Origin of the sequence: Bradyrhizobium sp. DOA9 (genome assembly GCF_000617845.2) — a bacterium.
Lineage (GTDB): Bacteria > Pseudomonadota > Alphaproteobacteria > Rhizobiales > Xanthobacteraceae > Bradyrhizobium.
In genome coordinates this window covers 2,948,010-2,967,518 of the sequence record NZ_DF820425.1, presented here as the reverse complement: position 1 = coordinate 2,967,518, position 19,509 = coordinate 2,948,010, and the positions used below count along the sequence as shown (strand labels likewise).

16 protein-coding genes and 1 other RNA gene are annotated in these 19,509 nt (G+C 66.5%); 2 read left to right on the top strand and 15 right to left on the bottom strand.

Annotated features, from left to right (window positions below; translation table 11 throughout):
- Positions 1-258: 258 nt before the first annotated feature.
- The 12 genes from BDOA9_RS13845 to rsmH form a co-directional block, all read right to left on the bottom strand.
- Positions 259-1,245 carry a D-alanine--D-alanine ligase family protein gene (locus BDOA9_RS13845; RefSeq protein ID WP_025034538.1) on the bottom strand — a complete coding sequence of 329 codons (987 nt, stop codon included), beginning with the start codon at positions 1,243-1,245 and terminating at the stop codon, positions 259-261.
- A 150-nt stretch (positions 1,246-1,395) separates the two neighbouring features.
- Positions 1,396-2,313 carry a UDP-N-acetylmuramate dehydrogenase gene (gene murB, locus BDOA9_RS13840; protein WP_025034537.1) on the bottom strand — a complete coding sequence of 306 codons (918 nt, stop codon included), beginning with the start codon at positions 2,311-2,313 and terminating at the stop codon, positions 1,396-1,398.
- 4 nt (positions 2,314-2,317) lie between these two features.
- Positions 2,318-3,721 carry a UDP-N-acetylmuramate--L-alanine ligase gene (murC, locus tag BDOA9_RS13835; RefSeq protein ID WP_025034536.1) on the bottom strand — a complete coding sequence of 468 codons (1,404 nt, stop codon included), beginning with the start codon at positions 3,719-3,721 and terminating at the stop codon, positions 2,318-2,320.
- A 149-nt stretch (positions 3,722-3,870) separates the two neighbouring features.
- Entirely contained in the window at positions 3,871-4,971 is a 1,101-nt protein-coding gene (murG, locus tag BDOA9_RS13830; protein ID WP_025034535.1) for an undecaprenyldiphospho-muramoylpentapeptide beta-N-acetylglucosaminyltransferase, read from the bottom strand.
- Between the two features lie 115 nt (positions 4,972-5,086).
- On the bottom strand, positions 5,087-6,238 hold the full coding sequence (ftsW, locus tag BDOA9_RS13825; RefSeq protein WP_025034534.1) for a putative lipid II flippase FtsW: 1,152 nt from the start codon (positions 6,236-6,238) through the stop codon (positions 5,087-5,089).
- Between the two features lie 216 nt (positions 6,239-6,454).
- Positions 6,455-7,852 carry a UDP-N-acetylmuramoyl-L-alanine--D-glutamate ligase gene (murD, locus tag BDOA9_RS13820; protein WP_025034533.1) on the bottom strand — a complete coding sequence of 466 codons (1,398 nt, stop codon included), beginning with the start codon at positions 7,850-7,852 and terminating at the stop codon, positions 6,455-6,457.
- A 7-nt stretch (positions 7,853-7,859) separates the two neighbouring features.
- Positions 7,860-8,963: a phospho-N-acetylmuramoyl-pentapeptide-transferase gene (gene mraY / locus BDOA9_RS13815; protein ID WP_025034532.1), complete on the bottom strand. Its 1,104-nt coding sequence runs from the start codon at positions 8,961-8,963 to the stop codon at positions 7,860-7,862.
- Positions 8,964-9,103: 140 nt separating this feature from the next.
- Complete coding sequence (locus tag BDOA9_RS13810; RefSeq protein WP_025034531.1) at positions 9,104-10,486, bottom strand: UDP-N-acetylmuramoyl-tripeptide--D-alanyl-D-alanine ligase; 1,383 nt, start codon at positions 10,484-10,486, stop codon at positions 9,104-9,106.
- On the bottom strand, positions 10,483-11,940 hold the full coding sequence (locus BDOA9_RS13805) for a UDP-N-acetylmuramoyl-L-alanyl-D-glutamate--2,6-diaminopimelate ligase (protein ID WP_025034530.1): 1,458 nt from the start codon (positions 11,938-11,940) through the stop codon (positions 10,483-10,485). Before BDOA9_RS13805 ends, BDOA9_RS13810 begins: the two co-directional genes overlap by 4 nt.
- A gap of 86 nt (positions 11,941-12,026) precedes the next feature.
- Positions 12,027-13,790, bottom strand: coding sequence for a peptidoglycan D,D-transpeptidase FtsI family protein (locus BDOA9_RS13800; protein WP_025034529.1), 1,764 nt, complete (start codon positions 13,788-13,790; stop codon positions 12,027-12,029).
- Entirely contained in the window at positions 13,787-14,179 is a 393-nt protein-coding gene (gene ftsL / locus BDOA9_RS13795) for a cell division protein FtsL (RefSeq protein WP_025034528.1), read from the bottom strand. Before ftsL ends, BDOA9_RS13800 begins: the two co-directional genes overlap by 4 nt.
- A 3-nt stretch (positions 14,180-14,182) precedes the next feature.
- Positions 14,183-15,172: a 16S rRNA (cytosine(1402)-N(4))-methyltransferase RsmH gene (gene rsmH / locus BDOA9_RS13790; RefSeq protein WP_025034527.1), complete on the bottom strand. Its 990-nt coding sequence runs from the start codon at positions 15,170-15,172 to the stop codon at positions 14,183-14,185.
- A 440-nt stretch (positions 15,173-15,612) separates the two neighbouring features.
- Here rsmH and BDOA9_RS13785 point away from each other — a divergent pair, with 440 nt between their 5' ends.
- Positions 15,613-16,476, top strand: a complete 864-nt coding sequence (locus BDOA9_RS13785; RefSeq protein WP_192859567.1) for an N-acetylmuramoyl-L-alanine amidase — start codon at positions 15,613-15,615, stop codon at positions 16,474-16,476.
- A gap of 138 nt (positions 16,477-16,614) precedes the next feature.
- Here the strand turns inward: BDOA9_RS13785 and BDOA9_RS13780 are convergent, their stop codons facing one another.
- On the bottom strand, positions 16,615-17,847 hold the full coding sequence (locus BDOA9_RS13780; protein WP_025034525.1) for an RNA polymerase sigma factor: 1,233 nt from the start codon (positions 17,845-17,847) through the stop codon (positions 16,615-16,617).
- Between the two features lie 13 nt (positions 17,848-17,860).
- The gene (locus BDOA9_RS13775) at positions 17,861-18,214 is read right to left on the bottom strand and encodes a YciI family protein (RefSeq protein WP_025034524.1); all 354 of its coding nucleotides are present in this window, start codon (positions 18,212-18,214) and stop codon (positions 17,861-17,863) included.
- Positions 18,215-18,361: 147 nt separating this feature from the next.
- Between BDOA9_RS13775 and rnpB the strand changes: the two genes are divergently transcribed.
- Positions 18,362-18,779: RNase P RNA component class A (rnpB, locus tag BDOA9_RS13770), an RNA gene on the top strand.
- Positions 18,780-19,016: 237 nt separating this feature from the next.
- On the opposite strand, the gene BDOA9_RS13765 is transcribed toward rnpB, so the two are convergent.
- Positions 19,017-19,454 (bottom strand): DUF983 domain-containing protein, encoded by a 438-nt coding sequence (locus BDOA9_RS13765; RefSeq protein ID WP_025034523.1) that lies wholly within the window; start codon positions 19,452-19,454, stop codon positions 19,017-19,019.
- Positions 19,455-19,509 lie beyond the last annotated feature (55 nt).

The window sequence follows — 19,509 nt, the reverse complement described above, 5'->3', positions numbered from 1 at the left end:
CAGAAGAAAACCTCTCCCCTTCAAAGCGTTCGCTGGAGGTGACATCACCCGCGACAGCTCACGCGCCGGCAGCCAAAGCGCCATATGCGCCGCCAGCGTTAACCTTCGGATGTCCTGGTAAACAAAAGGTAAAATTCGTTAACGACTTGCGCATTTTGCCACTCGATGTGAGGCATTTGCGCCGCGATGTCCGGCATTTTACCGGTTTTGGCCACCAAACCGGCCGGTTTCGCCGGTCCGGCCGTTAACCAGTCCTGACTATTTCCGCACGCGCTGGCAGGCGAGCTCGACCAGGCCGCGCAGGAAGTCGACGAACGCGATGCCTTCGGCTTTCAGCGCCTTGGGGTAGAGCGAGGACTTGGTCAGTCCGGGCAGCGTGTTGGTTTCGAGATAGACGATGCCCTTGTCCGAGACGATGAAGTCCGAGCGGGAATAGCCGGTGCACGACATCGCGCGGTGGGCCAGCATCGCCTGCGCCTTGAGCGCTAAGGTGACCTCGGGCGCGAAGCGGCCTGGGCAGATCTCCTGGGTCGAGCTCAGAAGATATTTCGCCGCGTAGTCGAAATTGCCCTCGCCCGGAATGATCTCGATCGGCGGGAGCGAGACGATCGAGCCGTCGGTGCGCTCCAGCACGCCGCAGGTCGCCTCCACGCCGGCGATGTAGGGTTCGATGACATATTCTTCATGTTTGGCCGCGTTGCGGACGGCAACGAGGTCCTGCTTGGCGTTGACGAAGATCAGGCCGTAGCTCGACCCGTCGCGCGCGGGCTTTGCGATCAAGCGGCCATATTCGGCAAAGGCCTCGTCGATATCATCGAGCGCGACGTTGGTCGGTGGCGTAACGCCGCCGAGCGCAGCGAAATGCTTGGCGGCGATCTTGTCGAAGGCCAGATGCGAGGACGCCGAGCCCGAGCCCGTGAAGGGCACGCCGCGCGCCTCGCACATCACCTGCAATTCGCCGTTCTCGGCGCGTCCGCCATGCAGGCCGAGCACCAGCACGCGGTCTTCCGCCTTGGCCCGGTCGAGCGCCTGCGCGAGCGGAACGCCTGTCGTGCCCGGCTTGAACTCGTCCTCGAACGGGCGGGCATGCTCGAGCAGCTGCTTCGACTGCACGACATGGACCTTGTCCTCGACGTCCCACCACCAGAGGTCAGCCTCGGGCAGCGCCTGATGCAGCGCCTGGGCCGTGGCGACCGAGACGAGGCGTTCGCGGTTGGAGCCGCCGAAGAGGATGGTGATGCGCATGTTCATAGTCTCTCTCGTTCCGTCATTCCGGGGCGCGACGAAATCGCGAACTACGGTGCGCAATTGCGCACCTGAGAATCCATTCATCCACGAACTCCGCCGCCCGATGGATTCCGGGCTCTCGCTTCGCGAGCCCCGGAATGACGGTGATCATGAAACCCCGATCCGCTTGATTTCCCAGTGTAGCTCAATTCCGGAATTCGCCTTCACGCGTTCGCGCACGGTCTCGCCGAGCGTCTCGATGTCGTGCGCGGTGGCCTCGCCCGTATTGATCAGGAAGTTGCAGTGCATCTCCGAGACCTGTGCGCCGCCGACACGCAGGCCGCGGCAGCCGGCGGCGTCGACCAGCTTCCAGGCGGAATGGCCGGGCGGATTCTTGAAGGTCGAGCCGCCGGTCTTCTCGCGGATCGGCTGCGCGGTCTCGCGATGGCTCTGCACCTCCGCCATGCGCGCGCGGATCGCCTCCGCGTCCCTGATCTCGCCGCGAAAGCGCGCGGAGGTGAAGATGATGGAGGGATCGACGCCGCTATTGCGGTAGACGAACTTCATGCCGGCGTTGGAGAAGACGTGCCTGGTGCCGTCGCGTCCGACGCCCCGCGCCTCGATCAGCACGTCCTTGGTCTCGCCGCCATTGGCGCCGGCATTCATGCGCAGTGCGCCGCCGATCGTGCCGGGAATGCCGAAGTAGAATTCGAGCCCGCCGATATTCGCGGACGCCGCCACCTCCGCCACCCGCTTATCGAGCGCGGCGGCGCCCGCGGTGACGATGTCGCCGCTCGCGGTCGCTTCGCCGAAGGCGCGCGGCGCCAGCCGGATCACGACGCCGGCAATGCCGCCGTCGCGCACGATCAGGTTGGAGCCGACCCCGATGACATGGACGGGAACGTCGGAGGAGAGATGCGCCAGGAAGTAAGCGAGATCGTCCTCGTCCGCCGGCGTGAACAGCACCTGCGCGGGGCCGCCGACGCGAAACCAGGTGAGCTCGGCCAGCGACTGGTTCGCCAGCAGCCGGCCGCGCAGATCCGGCATCGCGGCTTTGAGGTCGGGCGTGATGTCGGGAAATCCCACCGCGCTACCCCAGCGCCTTCAATTCGCCAGGCAGCGCATACGCCCATTGCGTGATGTTGCCTGCCCCCAGGCACACGACGAGATCGCCTGGTTTCGCCAAACCCTTGACGATGCCGGCGAGCTCCGTCGCTGCCGGCAGCGGGACCACCTCGCGGTGGCCATGCGCGCGCAGGCCGGCGACGAAATGATCGCGGTCGATGCCGTCGATCGGCGCTTCGCCGGCGGCATAGACGTCGGCGACGACGACCGCATCGGCATCGTTGAAGCAGGTGCAGAATTCCTCGAACAGCGATTGCAGGCGGGTGTAGCGATGCGGCTGCACCACCGCGATCACCTTGCCGGTGTAGGAATCGCGCGCCGCCTTCAGCACCGCTGCAATTTCCACGGGGTGATGACCGTAGTCATCGATCACGGTGATGTCGTTCCACTCGCCGGTCTTGGTGAAGCGGCGCTTGACGCCGCCGAAGCCTGCGATGGCGCTGCGAATCTTGTCGTCGGAAACGCCGAGCGCGTGCGCGACCGCAATTGCAGCCGTCGCGTTCGAGGCGTTGTGCCGGCCCGGCATCGGCAGCGCGAGGTCGGCGATCTCATGCGTGGTGCCGGACTTGCGATCGCGGATCACGACCTTGAACTTCGAGCCGCCACCGCCCGCGGTGAGATCGACCAGCCGCGCATCGGCCTGCGGATTCTCGCCGTAGGTGATGATGCGGCGGTCCTCGATCCTGCCGACGAGGCTCTGCACCACGGGATGATCGATGCACATCACGGCAAAGCCGTAGAACGGCAGGTTCTCGACGAAATGGCGGAACGCGTCCTGCACGGCCTCGAAGGTCTTGAAGTGGTCGAGATGCTCGGGATCGACATTGGTGACGATCGCGACATCGGTCGGCAGCTTCAGGAACGTGCCGTCGCTCTCGTCGGCCTCCACCACCATCCAGTCGCCGGCCCCCAGCCGCGCGTTGGAGCCGTAGGCGTTGATGATGCCGCCGTTGATGACCGTCGGGTCGAGCCCGCCGGCGTCGAGCAGCGTTGCGACCATCGTCGTCGTCGTGGTCTTGCCGTGCGTGCCGGCGATCGCGACGCAGCTCTTCAGCCGCATCAGCTCGGCCAGCATCTCGGCGCGGCGCACCACGGGAATGCGCTTCTCGCGCGCGGCCATCAGTTCCGGATTGTCGCGCTTGATGGCGGAGGACACGACCACGACCTCGGCGCCGTCGATATTCTCGGCTTTGTGGCCGACCGAGACTTTCGCGCCCTTCTTGCGCAGCCGGTCGAGATTGTAATTGTCGGCGGCATCGGAGCCCTGCACGGCATAGCCGAGATTGACCAGCACCTCGGCGATGCCGCTCATGCCGATCCCGCCGATCCCGACGAAGTGGATGGGTCCGATCTCGCGCGGCAGTCTCATGTGGCTTCCTTGGGGTCATCGTCCGCGAAGGCGGACGATCCGGTGCTCCGCGACGCCAGAGATTCAAATCAACTGCGTCGGATACTGGATGCCCCGCTTTCGCGGGGCATGACAAGTGGCTTTTTTGGCCATTCGGGCCGGAACAGGCGTCAGATTCCCGCGACCTTGACCACGAGATCAGCCAGCCGCTCGGCCGCGTCGAGCCGGCCGGCGCCGCGGGCGGCTTCAGCCATCGCCGCAAGCCGCGCCGGCTCGGCGGCGAAGCCGGAGATTTCGGACGCCAACCGGTCGGAGGTGAATTCGGTCTGCGGGATGCGGATCGCACCGTCCACCTTGGCCAGCACGCCGGCATTGGCGAACTGGTCCTGGTCGATCGAGCCGGGGAGCGGCACCAGGATGGAGGGCCGGCCGATCGCGGCGAGCTCGGCCACCGTGCCGGCGCCGGAGCGCGATACCACGAGATGATTGGAGGCAAGCCGCGCCGGCAGATCCGTGAAGAACGGCGCGAGCTCGGCCTTGATCTTGAGCTTGTCGTAGACGGCGCGCACGCGGCTCATGTCCTCTTCGCGCACCTGCTGGGTGAGAATGAGACGGCCCCAGAGCGCAGGCTCGAGCCGCTCGATCGCGCCCGGCACGACATCGGCCATGATGCGCGCGCCCTGGCTGCCGCCGACGACGAGCAGTCGCAGCGGACCGTTCAGCTCGGGCGCGACGTACTTGACCGCAGCAGCGGCGAGGATCGCGGGGCGCATCGGCGTGCCGACGGTCGTCGTCTTGCCTGAAAGCGCCGGATCGCGATCGAGCACGCCGGGCAGGGACGTCGCGATGGCGCGGACATGGCGCGACAGGAAGCGGTTGGCGCGGCCGAGCACGGCGTTGGCGTCGTGGATGATGCCGGGCACGCCTGCGAATTTCGCCGCGACCAGCGGCGGCAGCGTCGGATAGCCGCCGAAGCCGACGACGGCGACAGGCTTCAACCGCTTGATCAGAGCATAGGCCGACAGCGTGCCGGCGGCGAGCGTGAGGCCGGCATAGGCGAGCTGAAGCGGATTGCGGCCGCGCGCGGTCTCGCTCCTGACGACGTCGATCATGTCCTTGCTGAACAGCCCGCTATAGCGCAGCGCGCGCGCGTCGGTGACGAGGCGGACGCGATAGCCGCGCCGGATCAGTTCGACGCCAAGCGCCTCGGCCGGGAACAGATGGCCGCCGGTGCCGCCCGCGGCGAGAAGAATCAGGGGGGACGTGGTCATGGTGCAAGGTTTTACAGGGTCTCAACCGTCATTGCGAGCGAAGCGAAGCAATCCAGAATCCCTCCGCGGGGGCACTCTGGATTGCTTCGTCGCAAGAGCTCCTCGCGATGACGGTCTACGCGTAACTGCGCATCGCCTCGGCGTGGCCGCTCGCCTCGACCTCGGTGCGCGGGCGCAGCCGCGTCAGCGCCAGCATCATGCCGACGCCATAGGCAAGCGAGATGATCGAGGAGCCGCCATAGGAGATGAACGGCAGCGTCATGCCCTTGGCGGGGATGAGCTGCAGGTTCACCGACATGTTGATCGCGGCCTGCACGCCGAACAGGATCGCCAGGCCGGACGCCGCAAAGCGCGAGAACATGTCCTCGTTGGCATAGGCGCGCGACAGCGTGCGGATGACGACGAAGGCGAACAGCGCCAGCATCGCAAGGCACAGGATGATGCCGAACTCTTCGGCCGCGACCGCAAACACGAAGTCGGTGTGGCTGTCCGGCAGGCTGCGCTTGGCGATGCCCTCGCCGGGCCCGAGCCCGAACCAGCCGCCGTTGTAGAAAGCCTCCATGGCGGTATCGACCTGGAAAGTGTCGCCGGAGGCCGGGTTCATGAAGCGCTTGATGCGGCCCGCGACGTGCGGAACGAACAGGTAGGCGCTGAACAGGCCGGCCGCGCCGAGGCCTGCGAGGCCGAACACCCAGATCATGCGCATGCCCGCGATGAAGAACAGCGAGCCCCACACCATCAGGATCAGCATGGTCTGGCCGAAATCCGGCTCCATCACCAATAGCGCGACCAGCATCAGCAGCAGCACCACCGCCATCGAGGTCGCCGGCATCTCCGGCCGCCGCGTCGATTCCGCAAACAGCCAGGCGGCGATGACGACGAAGGAGGGCTTGGCGATTTCAGACGCCTGAATGTTGACGCCGAGCAGCGTGATCCAGCGCCGCGAGCCCTTCACCTCCGGGCCGAAGGCGAGCGTGAGCACGATCAGGACGATGCTCGCCGCGAAGATGATGAGGGCCGAGCGGCGGATCGACCGCGGCGACAGGAAGGAGACGCCGAGCAGCACAATGCAGGACGGCACCAGGAACAGCACGTGGCGGCTGAAGAAATGAAAGGCATCGAGCCCGATGCGGGTCGCAACCGGCGGGCTCGCCGCCAGCGACAGGATCACGCCGGTCAGCATCAGCGCCAGGATGGCGCCCATCAGCGGCTTGTCGACGGTCCACCACCACTCGGAAAAGGGGGTGCGTTCTTCACGGGAGAGCATGGGCGACCGCTTTCGGACAGAGGTCCGTCCATTGGTCGCCGAGGTTGGTTACCGGGGGGTTAAGGAAAACGTTCAAGTTTGGAGACTCTCGTGCCCCGGACGCAGCGCAGCGCTCTTGCGGTGCGCTGTAGAGCCGGGGCCCATTGCGGCGACCGGGTCCCGGCTCTGCGCAGCAGCGTTACACGGTGCAGCGCGTCCGGGACACGAGTGCGCAGCTCACACCACCGGCTTCACACCCGGCAGCGCTTGCACCAGCTCGCGGAACTTGGCGCCGCGGATCTCGAAGTTGCGGTACTGGTCGAAGGAGGCGCAGGCCGGCGACAGCAGCACGACGGCATCAGCGAGGCTAGAGGCTTCCGCATCGCGCGCGGCGTGCTCGACCGCGACGTCGAGGGTCTGGCTGATCTCGTGCGGGACGGAGCCGAGCGTGCCGGAAAATTCCTGCGCGGCCTCGCCGATCAGATAGGCCTTTCGGATGCGCGGGAAATAGCCGGTGAGGCCAGTGATGCCGCCCGCCTTCGGCTTGCCGCCGGCGATCCAGAAGATGTCGGCGAACGACGACAACGCGTGCGCCGTGGCGTCGGCATTGGTGCCCTTGGAATCGTTGACGAACAGCACGTTGCCGCGGCGCCCGACCTGCTCCATGCGATGCGCAAGGCCCGGAAAGCTGCGCAGGCCGTTCTGCAGCACGTCCTGGCTGATGCCCATGGCGAGCGCGGCGGCGGCCGCGGAGGCCGCGTTCTGCGCGTTGTGCTGGCCGCGCAGCGAGCCGATGCCGCCAAGCGCGGCAATTTCGCTGCGGGCGCCGCCCGAGGCGCGCACGATGGTGCCGTGCTCGACGTAAATGCCCCACGCGAGCGGGTTCTTGACGGAGATGCGCACCACGTTCTTGCCGGCGCGGTCGAGCCGGTCGGCGATGTCGCGGCAATAGCCGTCATCGACGCCGACGATCGAGGTGCCGCCGCCTTGCACGCCGGCAACGAGGCGCTTCTTCACCGCGGCGTAGTGCTCGATGGTGCCGTGGCGGTCGATGTGGTCCTCGCTGACATTGAGCAGGATGCCGACGGACGGATCGAGCGAGGGCGTGAGGTCGATCTGGTAGGACGACATCTCGATGACGTGGACGCGGCCCATGCGCGGCGGCTCCAGCGACAGGATCGCGGTGCCGATATTGCCGCCCATCTGGGTGTCGTAGCCGGCGACTTTCGTCAGGTGCGCGATCAGCGCCGTGGTGGTCGACTTGCCGTTGGTGCCGGTGATGGCGACGAACGGCGCATCGGGTGCGTGGCGACGCCGCTCGCGGCAGAACAGCTCGATGTCGCCGATCACCTCACAGCCTGCTTCGCGCGCCTTCAAGACGCTCCAATGCGGCACCGGATGGGTCAGCGGCACGCCGGGCGCGAGCACGAGCGCGGCGAAATTCGCCCAGGAGACGTTGCGCAAGTCCGCGGTGATGAAGCCGGCCTGCGCAGCCTTGGCGACGTTCTCGGCATTGTCGTCGGCGGCGATCACCTCGGCGCCGCCGGCTTTCAAGGCATGGCAGGACGCGAGCCCCGAGCCGCCAAGGCCGAACACCGCGACCGTCTTGCCGGCGAAGGACGTGACGGGGATCATCGATCGGTCACCGCAGCTTCAGCGTCGAAAGGCCGGCGAGCGCCAGCATCACCGAGATGATCCAGAACCGGATCACGATCTGCGGCTCGGTCCAGCCCTTCTGCTCGAAGTGGTGGTGGATCGGCGCCATCGCGAACACGCGCTTGCCCGTGAGCTTGAAGGACACGACCTGAACGATGACCGACACCGCCTCGAGCACGAACAATCCGCCGATCACGGCGAGCACGATCTCGTGCTTCACCGCGACCGCGATGGCGCCGAGCATGCCGCCGAGCGCGAGCGAGCCGGTGTCGCCCATGAAGATCGAGGCCGGCGGCGCGTTGAACCAGAGGAAGCCGAGGCCGGCCCCGAGCAGCGCGCCGCAGAGCACCGCGAGCTCGCCGGTGCCGGCGACATATTTGATCTGGAGGTAGTCGGCGAACACCAGATTGCCGGTGAGATAGGCGATCATCGCGAAACTTGCGGTGGCGATCATCACGGGCACGATGGCGAGGCCGTCGAGACCGTCGGTGAGATTCACCGCATTGCCGGCGCCGACGATGACGAAGGCGCCGAAGACGACGAAGAACCAGCCGAAATGCAGCACGGTATCCTTCAGGAAGGGAATCGTCAGCGCGGTCGAGGCGGGGTCGCGGTTGAGCCGCACCAGCGCGTAGCAGGCGACCAGCGCGATCACGGCCTCGATCAAGAGGCGCAGCTTGCCGCCGAACCCGCTCGTGGTCTGCTTGGTCACCTTGAGGTAATCGTCATAGAAGCCGACGAAGCCGAAGCCGAGCGTCACCGCCAGCACGATCCAGACATAGGGGTTGAGCGGATTGGCCCACAGCACGGTGCCGACCGTGAGGCCGGACAGGATCATCAGCCCGCCCATGGTGGGCGTGCCTTTCTTGGCGAGATGCGATTGCGGACCGTCGGTGCGGATCGGCTGGCCCTTGCCCTGACGGATGCGCAGATGATCGATGATCCAGGGGCCGAACAGGAACACGAACAGCGCGCCGGTCACGATGGCGCCGCCGGTGCGGAAGGTGATGTAGCGGAAGACGTTCAGGAAAGTGCGAACGGCACCGAAGCCCGGAAATGTGTTGGAAAGCTCGATCAGCCAGTAAAACATTCAGACGGTCCTATGGCGCCTTTGCACGTCGGGGTGCCTCACGCGCATTCGCTGGTCTTCATCATGGGCCGCGCGTTTCGGGAAACGGACGGCTTCCGCCGCAAAGGGTTAAGATTCGGGAACGGCGCCTTCCAAGCAGTTTACGCCTTTGCCTGCAAGGCGGCCACCAGCCCCGGCACAAACTTGTTGACCCAGAACATCTTCTTGCTGCCCTTGACAACCACGACGTCGCCCGCCTTCAGCAGATTTGCGACCTCGGCCGGCTTCAGCGTGGCGGGATCGTCGTGCCAGCCGAGGCCCTTGCCCGGCGGCAGCAGGTCGAAGAGGTGGCGCATCAGGGGGCCGACGCAATAGATGCCGTCGATGCCGTCGAGATGGCTGGAGAGGCCGGTGTGATAGCTCGGTGCGTCCTCGCCGAGCTCGAGCATGTCGCCGAGAACCGCGATGCGGCGGCCGCCGCTCACGTTGCGCGCCTGCAGGCTTTGCAGCGCAGCCGCGACGCTGGCCGGATTGCCGTTGAAACTGTCGTCGATCACGATGATATCGCCGATCGCCTGCTCGACGCCGCGCCCGGTCATGATGCCGACACGGTCGAGCTTGATCGCGAGCGTCGCGGCGTCGAGATGCGCGGCATGAACGGCGGCGAGCGCAGCCAGCGCATTGTGCACCCGGTGCGGCGCGCCAGGGGTCAGGCTGAAGGCGATCTCCTTCTTGCCGATCGCGGCCACGACCTGCCAGCTCTCGCCGTGCGGCGCATGCGCGACCTCATGCACCTCGGCATGCTCGCCGCCGAAGCGCACGACCTTGCCCTTCCACTCGGCCGCCTTGATCCCGGCGGGCAGCACCAGCACGCCGTCCTCGGGCAGGCCGAGCGCGATCGACACCTTCTCGCGCCGGATGGCCTCGAGCGAGCCGAGCTTTTCCAGATGCACCGGCTGGACGTTGACGACGAGCGCGACGGTCGGCTGCGTCAGCTCGCTCAGTCGGGCGATCTCGCCTTGCTGGTTCATGCCCATCTCGACGACCCAGAGGCTGGCGTCGCGCCGGGCATTGCACAGCGTCAGCGGCACGCCCCAGAAATTGTTGAAGCTCGACGGGCTCGCATAGGCGTTCGGATAGGCGGCGAGAAATTCCTTCGTGCTGGTCTTGCCGGCGCTGCCGGTGAGCCCGATCACCGGGCCGTTGAAGCGCGCGCGTGCGGCACGCGCGAGGCCCCAGAGGCCGTCGATCAGCGTGTCCTTGACGACGATCTGGGGAATGCGGACGCCCGCGATCTCGTGCGGCACGATCATCGCCACCGCGCCTGAAGCTTCCGCCTTGTCGGCGAATTCCCAGCCGTCGCGCGCACTGGCGAAAGCGGAGACAAAGCCGCCACTCGGCGTGCCGCTCAGCGCGACGAACAGGCTGCCGGGCTTCACCAGGCGGCTGTCCTGGGTGACGAAATCGATTCCCGTATCAGGGAACGATCCGGCCACGCCAAGCGCTCGCGCGACCTCGGCAATTGTCCATATTGGCCCGCTCATGCAACCCTCGACGCTAGTGCGGCGGCGACCGCCTCGTGATCACTGAAGGGCAGCGTCTGGCCGCCGACGATCTGCCCGGTCTCGTGGCCCTTGCCGGCGATGAGCAGCGCATCGCCCTCCTGCAAATCCTCGATCGCGGCGCGGATCGCCTCGGCGCGGTCGCCGATCTCGCGGGCGCCCTTCGCGGTGGCGAGGATGGCGGCGCGGATCGCTTCCGGCTTCTCGCTGCGCGGATTGTCGTCGGTGACGATGATGGCGTCGGCATTCTCCGCCGCGATCCCGCCCATGATCGGACGCTTGCCGGCATCGCGGTCGCCGCCGGCGCCGAATACGACGACCAGCCTGCGCCTGGCATAAGGCCGCAGCGCCTGCAGCGCTTTCGCCAGCGCGTCGGGCTTGTGCGCGTAATCGACGAAGATCGGCGCGCCGTTGCGCTCGCCGACGCGCTCGAGCCGGCCCTTGGCGCCTTCGAGATGTTCGAGGCTCGCGAACACGCTTGCGGCATCGCTGCCGGTGCCGATGGCAAGGCCGGCCGACACCAGCGCGTTCTCGATCTGGAATTCGCCGACCAGCGGCAGCTTGACCGCGTAACGCTTGCCGCGGTGCTCGAGTGTCAGCTTTTGCGAAAAACCTTCGACCACGGCCTCGGTGAGGCGGATGCCCTCGCCTGCGCCATCGCCGTTGCGGCCGACCGCCATGACGCGCAGGCCGCGCGATGTCGCCGCGTCGATCGCCTCCGCCGAACAATCATGATCGGCCGAGATCACCGCAGCACCATCAGGCGGCACCAGCTCACGGAACAGGCGGAGCTTGGCCGCGAGATAATGCGCAACGGTCGGATGGTAATCCATGTGGTCGCGCGAGAGATTGGTGAAACCGCCGGCCGAGATGCGCACGCCGTCGAGGCGATATTGGTCGAGCCCGTGCGAGGAGGCCTCGAAGGCGAGATGCGTAACGCCCTCGCGCGCGATCTCGTCGAGCTGCCGGTGCAGCGCGATCGGATCCGGCGTGGTCAGCGAGCCATAGACGGTGCGCTTCTGCGACACGAGACCGATGGTGCCGATACTGGCGGAGGCGTGCCCGAGCCGCTCCCAGATCTGGCGCGTGAACGCGGCGACCGAGGTCTTGCCGCTGGTTCCGGTCACCGCGGCGATCGTCGCAGGCTGCGCCGGGAAAAATCTGGCCGCGGCCAGCGCCAACGCGCGGCGTGGATTGGCGACAGCGATGAACGGCACCTTGCAGGCGGCCGGTGCGTGGTCACCGACGACGGCCACCGCGCCGGCGGCGACCGCAGCATCGACGAAGCGCGCGCCGTCGGTCTTGCTGCCTGCCAGCGCGAAGAAGAGATCGCCTGGCTGGACCGCGCGGCTGTCGAGCGCAACGCCGCTCACCTCGAGCGCCGCGGCAGCGGGCTTGATTTCCGCATCGTTGCCTAAGAGGTCGCGCAGCTTCATGGTCTTCCAGTCAACATGCCCAGCCGAAAAGCCGAATCCTCTAGGAAAAATCCCGACTCAGCACCGGCGATGGCCCACCCAGTTGATTACTGGGTTGTCCTGGATGCTGCAAGAATAAGGCGGTCAGCAGGCGGCAGGTCGAACCGCGGCTCGACGCCCAGGAGCGGCGCGATCCGCTCGATCACTTTGCCGCCCGTCGGCACCGCGTTCCATCCCGAGGTGATGAACCCATGGGTTTCGGGCAGTGCCTGCGGCTCGTCCAGCATGACGAGGACGTGATATTTGGGATCGTCGCAGGGCAGGATGGCGGTGAAGGAGTTGAGCACGCGCTTCTTGGCGTAGCGGCCGTTGATGACCTTCTCGGACGTGCCGGTCTTGCCGCCGACGTAGTAACCCTTGACGTCGGCGGTCTTGGCGGTGCCGATTTCGGCATTGAGCCGCATCAGATACCGCATCTTGTCGCTGGTCTCCGTCTTGATGACGCGCTTGGCCAGCGCCGCCGCTTCGGATTCGCTGCGCTTCAGGAATGTCGGCGGGATCAAATAGCCGCCGTTCACGAGCGCGTTGATGCCCATCACCGCCTGGAGCGGCGCCACCGACAGGCCCTGGCCGAACGCCGCGGTGACCGTGTTCAATTCGCTCCAGCGCCGGGGGAGCAGCGGCGCCGCGCTCTCCGGCAATTCGGTGCGCAGCCGGGTCGTCTGCCCCAGCTTGGCGAGGAACGCCTTGTGCGCCTCGACGCCCTGATTGAGCGCAATCCGTGCCGCGCCGATGTTGGAGGAGTAGGTGAACACTTCCTTGGTGTTGATGAAGCGCCCGAGCGGATGGCTGTCGTGGATGGTGAACTTGCCGTAGTGCAGGTTTCCGCGCGCGTCCCACATCGAGTTCAGATTGATCTTGCCGGAATCGAGCCCCATCGCCAGGGTAAACGCCTTGAAGGTCGAGCCCATCTCGTAGACGCCGGTGGTGAGGCGGTTGATGCGGTCGGGATCATGCGCCTCCTTCGGATTGTTGGGATCGAAGTCGGGCAGCGAGACCATCGCCACGATCTCGCCGGTCTTGACGTTGGAGACGATGCCCGAGGCGGCCTTGGCGTGGAACTTGTCCTTGGCCTTGAGCAGCTCGTCGCGCAGCGCATGCTCGACCCGCAGGTCGACCGCGAGCTCGATCGGCTTCTGCAGCCGGTCGGTGGCAAAGCCGGCGCGGTGGAGGTCGGCGAGCCCCTGGTTGTCGAGCCACTTCTCGAGGCCGGCGATACCCTGGTTGTCGATGTTGACGAGACCGATGAGGTGGGCGACCTCGTTGCCGGTCGGATAGACGCGCTTGTTCTCGCGCAGGAAGCCGATGCCGGGAATACCGAGCTTGTGGACCGCCTGCTGCTGCGCCGGCGTGACCTCGCGCTTGAGCCAGACGAAGCCCTTGCGCGTCTTCAGGCGCTCGCGCACCTCGGCCTCGTCGAGGTCGGGGATGGTCGCGGTCAAAAGCTCGATCGCCTCGTCCTTGTCGATGATGCGCCGCGGCTCGCCGAACAGGCTCGACGCCTTCACGTCGGTCGCGAGGATGGCGCCGTTGCGATCGACGATGTCGGGCCGCGCGGTCGCAACCACCTCCTGCGCCGCGGCGCGGCGCGCACCGTGCGCGTCGGCGCCGATGGCGAACATCACGAGCCGCCCGCCGATCAGGGCGTAGACCGAAGCAAAGGCGAGCATGGCGAGGCCGACGCGTGCGCGCGCCTTGGCGGCGCGATCGACGTTGCGCCCGTAGAGCAGGCTTCGGATCAGCCGCCGCCGCCAAGGTTCAATTGGCCGCTCGGTCGACTTGTCGGGTTTTGCAGGCGTTACCGGGCTCATTGCTTGTCCTCGGACTGAGGCACGGAGCCCGTCACCGTGTCGGGATCGCTCGCGGCTTCAATGGTCTTGAGCATGGCCCCGATCGGATCGGGCTCGCCCGGCCTGAACATCCGCGGCGGACGCTCCGGCAGGTTCTTCAGCGAATCATATTGCGTGCCGTTGACCGGCTTGAGGTGCAGATGCCGGTCGGACAGTCCTTGCAGGCGGTGGGGCGCATCGAGCTTGGCCCATTCGGCGCGCAGCCCCGCGATCGCATCGCGCTGCTCGCGGATCTCCGCACGCAGCCGCAGCACCTTCTCGGTACGCGCGGTGGAGTCCATCTTGATCCGGTAGACATGGGCGGCTGCGAAGATCAGCGCGCCGATGACGAGGAGGTGGATGAAGCGCATGCGCTAGCCGCCCCTCATCACGTCGGAGAGCTTCGGCCAGGACGATGCCTCATCGGTCTCATGCGCCGGCGCCGAGGTGCGCTCGGCGGCGCGCAGCTTTGCCGAGCGCGCACGCGGATTGTGCGCAACTTCGTCCTCGCCGGCAACGACCGGCCGCCGCGTCAGCAGCTGGAAGCTCGGTACAAGCTGCGCGACTTCCGGCAGATGCCGCGAGCCGCCGCCGGTCCTGGAACGCTCGGAGAGGAAATTCTTGACGTTGCGGTCTTCCAGCGAATGGAACGAGACGACGACGAGGCGGCCGCCGGGCCTCAGCACACGCTCGGCCGCAGCGAGCGCCGTCTGAAGCTCCTCGAGCTCTTCGTTGACGAAGATGCGCAGCGCCTGGAACGTGCGTGTCGCCGGGTGAATATCGCCTAGCTTCGACCGCACCACCCTGCCGACGAGATCGGCGAGCGAGCGCGTCGTCGTGAACGGGGTTTCCTGCCGGTCCGCGACGATGGCGCGGGCGATGCGGCGCGAATGCCGCTCCTCGCCGAAGAGATAGATGATGTCGGCGAGATCGCCCTCGGAGGCGCGCGCGACGACATCCGCCGCGGTCGGGCCCGTCTGTCCCATCCGCATGTCGAGCGGACCGTCGAGGCGGAAGGAGAAGCCGCGGCCGGCCTGATCGAGCTGCATCGAGGACACGCCGACATCCATCACGACACCGTCGACGCCATCGACGCCTTGTGCCGCGCAGACCTCGGCCAGGTTGGAGAAGCGGTCCTCGACCAGCGTCAGCCGGCCCGCGGCGCGCTCGACCAGCTCGGCACCGCCGGCAATCGCGGTGCGGTCGCGATCGATGGCAATCAATCGGGTTCCCGGTACGTCCAGGATCGCGCGGCTATAGCCGCCGGCGCCGAAGGTGGCATCGACGTAGACGCCGCCCTCGCGCGGGGCGAGATGGGCGATGGCCTCACGGCCAAGAACGGGGATGTGCGGAGCCGAGCTCATGCGCCACCCCTGCCGACCGCCCGGCCTGATGCCCAAGCGAGATCGGGGCCGAACAAGCCCATAACGCCTCGAATTATTGCGCGTCGCGGCGGTTCCACGACCAAGCCCCTGTCCAGCATGGTTACCGAGCCCGGTCGTCCCGGGCCACAAACCCAGTGTTCCCAGTGGAATTTGTCGGGCAGCCATGGGATTTCGAGCCAAAATACGCTTTGGCCGCCTCCGGACGCGGGTCGGCTCTTCATCCCTCAGTAACGGCCCTTAGCGTTAAGAAAGCGTTGCTCGATTGATGACAAGTGGAAAAGGTAATTTGGCCAGTGATGCGTCATCCACACACATCGCCAAAATGAATCCGTTAACCGCGTCGCGCGATTGCGCGCGATGGAGGGTAAAGGAATAGTAAAGAGAAGGGCTTCCCCAAACTCCGTCGGTCTGAGCTGCTCATGCCCTCCGGTTCGTCCACATCGTCTGGATCCGATTCGAAGCGTCACCGCGTTCTCCCGGTTCCCAAGACCGTGGCGGGCCTGCGGACGTTCGAGCCCGATTCCTCGATCGTCTCGGACATCATCCCCTCGCCGAACCATGGCGACCGCAACAAGGGACGGCAGCCGGACATGATCGTGCTGCACTATACCGGCATGCCCGATGTCGAGGGCGCGCTGGCGCGCCTCTGCACCGCCGGCACCGAAGTGTCGGCGCATTATGTCGTGCTGGAGGACGGCCGCATCGTGCAATGCGTGCCCGAGGCCAAGCGGGCCTGGCACGCCGGCGTCTCCTCCTGGGCCGGCGAGGACGACATCAACTCCTGCTCGATCGGCATCGAGATCATCAATCGCGGCCATGACTGGGGGTATCCGGAATATCCGCTGCGCCAGATCGCCGCCGTGATCGCGCTGTGCCGCGGCATCATGCTCCGCCGCAAGGTGCCGGCGCACCGGGTGCTCGGCCATTCCGACGTCGCGCCGGCCCGCAAGAAGGATCCCGGCGAAAAGTTTCCGTGGCATTCGCTGGCCAATTCCGGCGTCGGCCACTGGGTGACGCCCGCCCCGATTGTCCGTGGCGAGAGCCTGATGCTCGGCACCATCAGCGACGCGGTGCTGAGCATGCAGCAGACGCTCGCAAGGTACGGCTATGGCGTACCCCTGAACGGCAAGTACGACGCTGCGACGATGGAAGTCGTCACCGCCTTCCAGCGCCACTTCCGCCCGGCGCGACTGGACGGCGTCGCCGATCATTCGACACTGTCGACGTTGCAGGCGCTGCTGGCGAGCCTGCCGGCGGAAGCGACGACGGTGGCGTCGAAGTGACGGCGCTCTCGTGTCCCGGACGCGCGAAGCGCGAGCCGGGACCCAGTTGGCGACACGAGTTTGCTGCGGAGAGATGGGCCCCGGCTCTGCAGCGCACCGCTGAAGGGGCGCTGCGCTGCGTCCGGGGCACGAGAGCTCCTACCCCATTTCCCTCATACGCCGCGCATACAATCGTCGCAGTGGCTCCAACTGTGTCGCAGCCGTAGCTGCGACATACGCCTCCATGGCCTCTTCCTTCCGCCCCAATCGCCGCAACAGATCCGCGCGCACGGCGGGCAACAGCTCATAGCCGCGAAGCCCGCCGCGCGCGGCGATGGCGTCGACCAGATCGAGCGCACGTGCCGGCCCATCGACCATCGACAACGCGGCGGCGTGATTGAGCTCGATCACGGGCGAGGGACCGATGCGCAGCAGGACCGCGTAGAGCCCGGCGATTTGCCGCCAGTCGGTCGCTTCATAACTCGGCGCACGGGCATGCAGCGCGGCGATCGCCGCCTGCACGGCATAGGGTTGCGGCGGGCCAGGCATGCGCAGCGCCGCGTCGACCAGGCGCAGACCCTCCTCGATCTGTGCGCGATCCCACAGCGCGCGGTCCTGCTCTTCGAGCAGCACGATATCCCCGGCCGCGGTCTCGCGGCCCGCGCGCCGCGCATCGTGCAACAGCATGAGAGCGAGCAGCCCCTTGATGCCGGCGCGATCGGGGATCAGACCGTCGAGCAGACGGGCGAGCCTGATCGCCTCAGCCGCGAAATCCGGCCGCATCAGGTCGGCGCCCGCCGTCGCGACATAACCCTCCGTGAAGACGAGATAGATCACGGCGAGCACGCCGTCGAGCCGCGCCGGCAGCGCCTCGCGCTCCGGCACTTCGTAGGGGATGCCGGCCAGCCTGATCTTCTGCTTGGCACGGACCAGGCGCTGCGCCATCGCCTCCTCGCCGACGAGGAAGGCGCGCCCGACCTGTGCGGTGGTGAGGCCGCAGATTGTGCGCAGCGTCAGCGCGACCTGCACCTCGGACGCGAAGGCGGGATGGCAGCAGGTGAAGATCAGCCGCAGCATGTCGTCGTCCAGCATCGCCGGCGGCTCGTCGGGGCCCAGCGCATTCAGCTCGAGCTCGTGCACCAGCGCCTGTTGCTTGCCGCGGAAGACGGCCTGGCGGCGGATGCGATCGATCACCTTGTGCCTGGCGACATTGACCAGCCAGGCGCGCGGATTGTCCGGCACCTCGCCCGCCGCCCAGCGATCGAGCGCGACGGCGAACGCATCCTGGAGCGCGTCCTCCGCCAGATCGAAATCGCCGACGAGGCGAATCAGCGTGGCCAGCGCCCGCCCCGCCTCGTCGCGAAAGATCCTGTCGATTTCGGAAGGGGTCATTCCCCGGCGTCGCTCACTTGTCGTGCTCCCAAATCGGCCGCACCTCGATCGAGCCGATGCGCGCGCTGGGAATCCTGGCCGCGATGGCGGTCGCCGCATCGATATCCTTGGCCTCGATCAGGTAATAGCCCGCGAGCTGCTCGCGCGTCTCGGCGAATGGACCGTCGGTCGTCAGCGTCTTGCCGTCGCGCACGCGCACCGTCGTCGCTGTCGTGGTCGGCCGCAAGCGGTCGCCTCCCTTGTAATTGCCGCTCTGGACGATGCTTTGCGTGAAAGCCTGGTACTCGGCCAGGATCTTCTGGCCGGTCGCCTCATCGATCTTCGCGTACTCGACCTCGTTCTGGTAGATCATCAGCAGATATTGCATCGCTTCACTCCTGTTGTTCGGGGGGTCACCGACATCCAGTCGAACGAGCGGCGCGCCAAACGACATCTTCAGGATAAATTATTCGCGGGCAGCGTGCCTCGCGATATCGGCTTGACGAAACCGTCACAAATGCCCATGCCTAAGCCGTCAGTCGGCCGGACGGCCGCTCCGGCAGGTGCCGAAAGGCCGCCGGGGAGGAAAGTCCGGGCTCCCTTGACATGCGGTGCCGGATAACGTCCGGCGGGGGTGACCCCAGGGAAAGTGCCACAGAGAACGAACCGCTCCCTCTTCGGAGGAAGTAAGGGTGAAAAGGTGCGGTAAGAGCGCACCGCGGCCCCGGCAACGGAGCCGGCAGGGCAAACCCCACCGGGAGCAAAACCGAATAGGGATGGCTTAAGCGGGCTGTTCGCGAAAGCGATAACGCCGCGGGGCGATGTCAGGCCCGCCGTCCGGGTAGGTTGCTCGAGGCCGTGTGCAAACACGGTCCCAGAGGAATGGCCGTCACGTATCGTTCGCGCAAGCGGACGGTGCCCTACAGAACCCGGCTTACAGGCCGGCTGATATCTTGCAACGGGGGGCTCGATGCTAGCGCATCGGGCCCCTCACCAATGGGGGCGAGCGCGCAGCCATTCAACCGGCGTCATTCGGGGGCTCGCGAAGCGAGAACCCGGAATCCATCGGGCGGCGAAGTCGATCGATGAATGGATTCTCAGATGCGCAATTGCGCATCGTAGCTCGTGCTGCGAACGCCGTGGAATGACGAGAGAGTTACTCTCGCAGCACCACCATCAGCGCCCGCGCCTCAGGCCGCGCGCGTGTCCTTCACCAGCACCGGCGCAAGCTCGCCGGCCTCGCGCCGCAGCTTCCCCGCCTCGAAACCGTGCATGCCGAGCTGCCATTGCAGGCCGACGATGGCACCCTTGGTCGGTTGCAGAAGCGCCAGCGAGGCGAACAGCGTCACCGGCAGCCAGACCGCGAGTTGCAGCCATTCCGGCGGCGCGTAGGCGGTCTCGACCGCGAGGATCGCCGGCACCACGAGATGGCCGACCACCACCATCACGAGATAGGCAGGAAAGTCGTCGGCGCGCTGGTGGAACAACTCCTCGCCGCAATGGTCGCAAGCCTGCGCCACCTTCAGGTAGCGGCCGAACATGTGCCCTTCCCCGCAATGCGGACATTTGGCGCTGAAACCGCGCCACATCGCCTTGGCCAGGGAGACCGGCGCCAGAGAGACAGACATGACCACACCTCTTCCTTTTCGACGATCCATACAATAATATCTTACATCCATACAT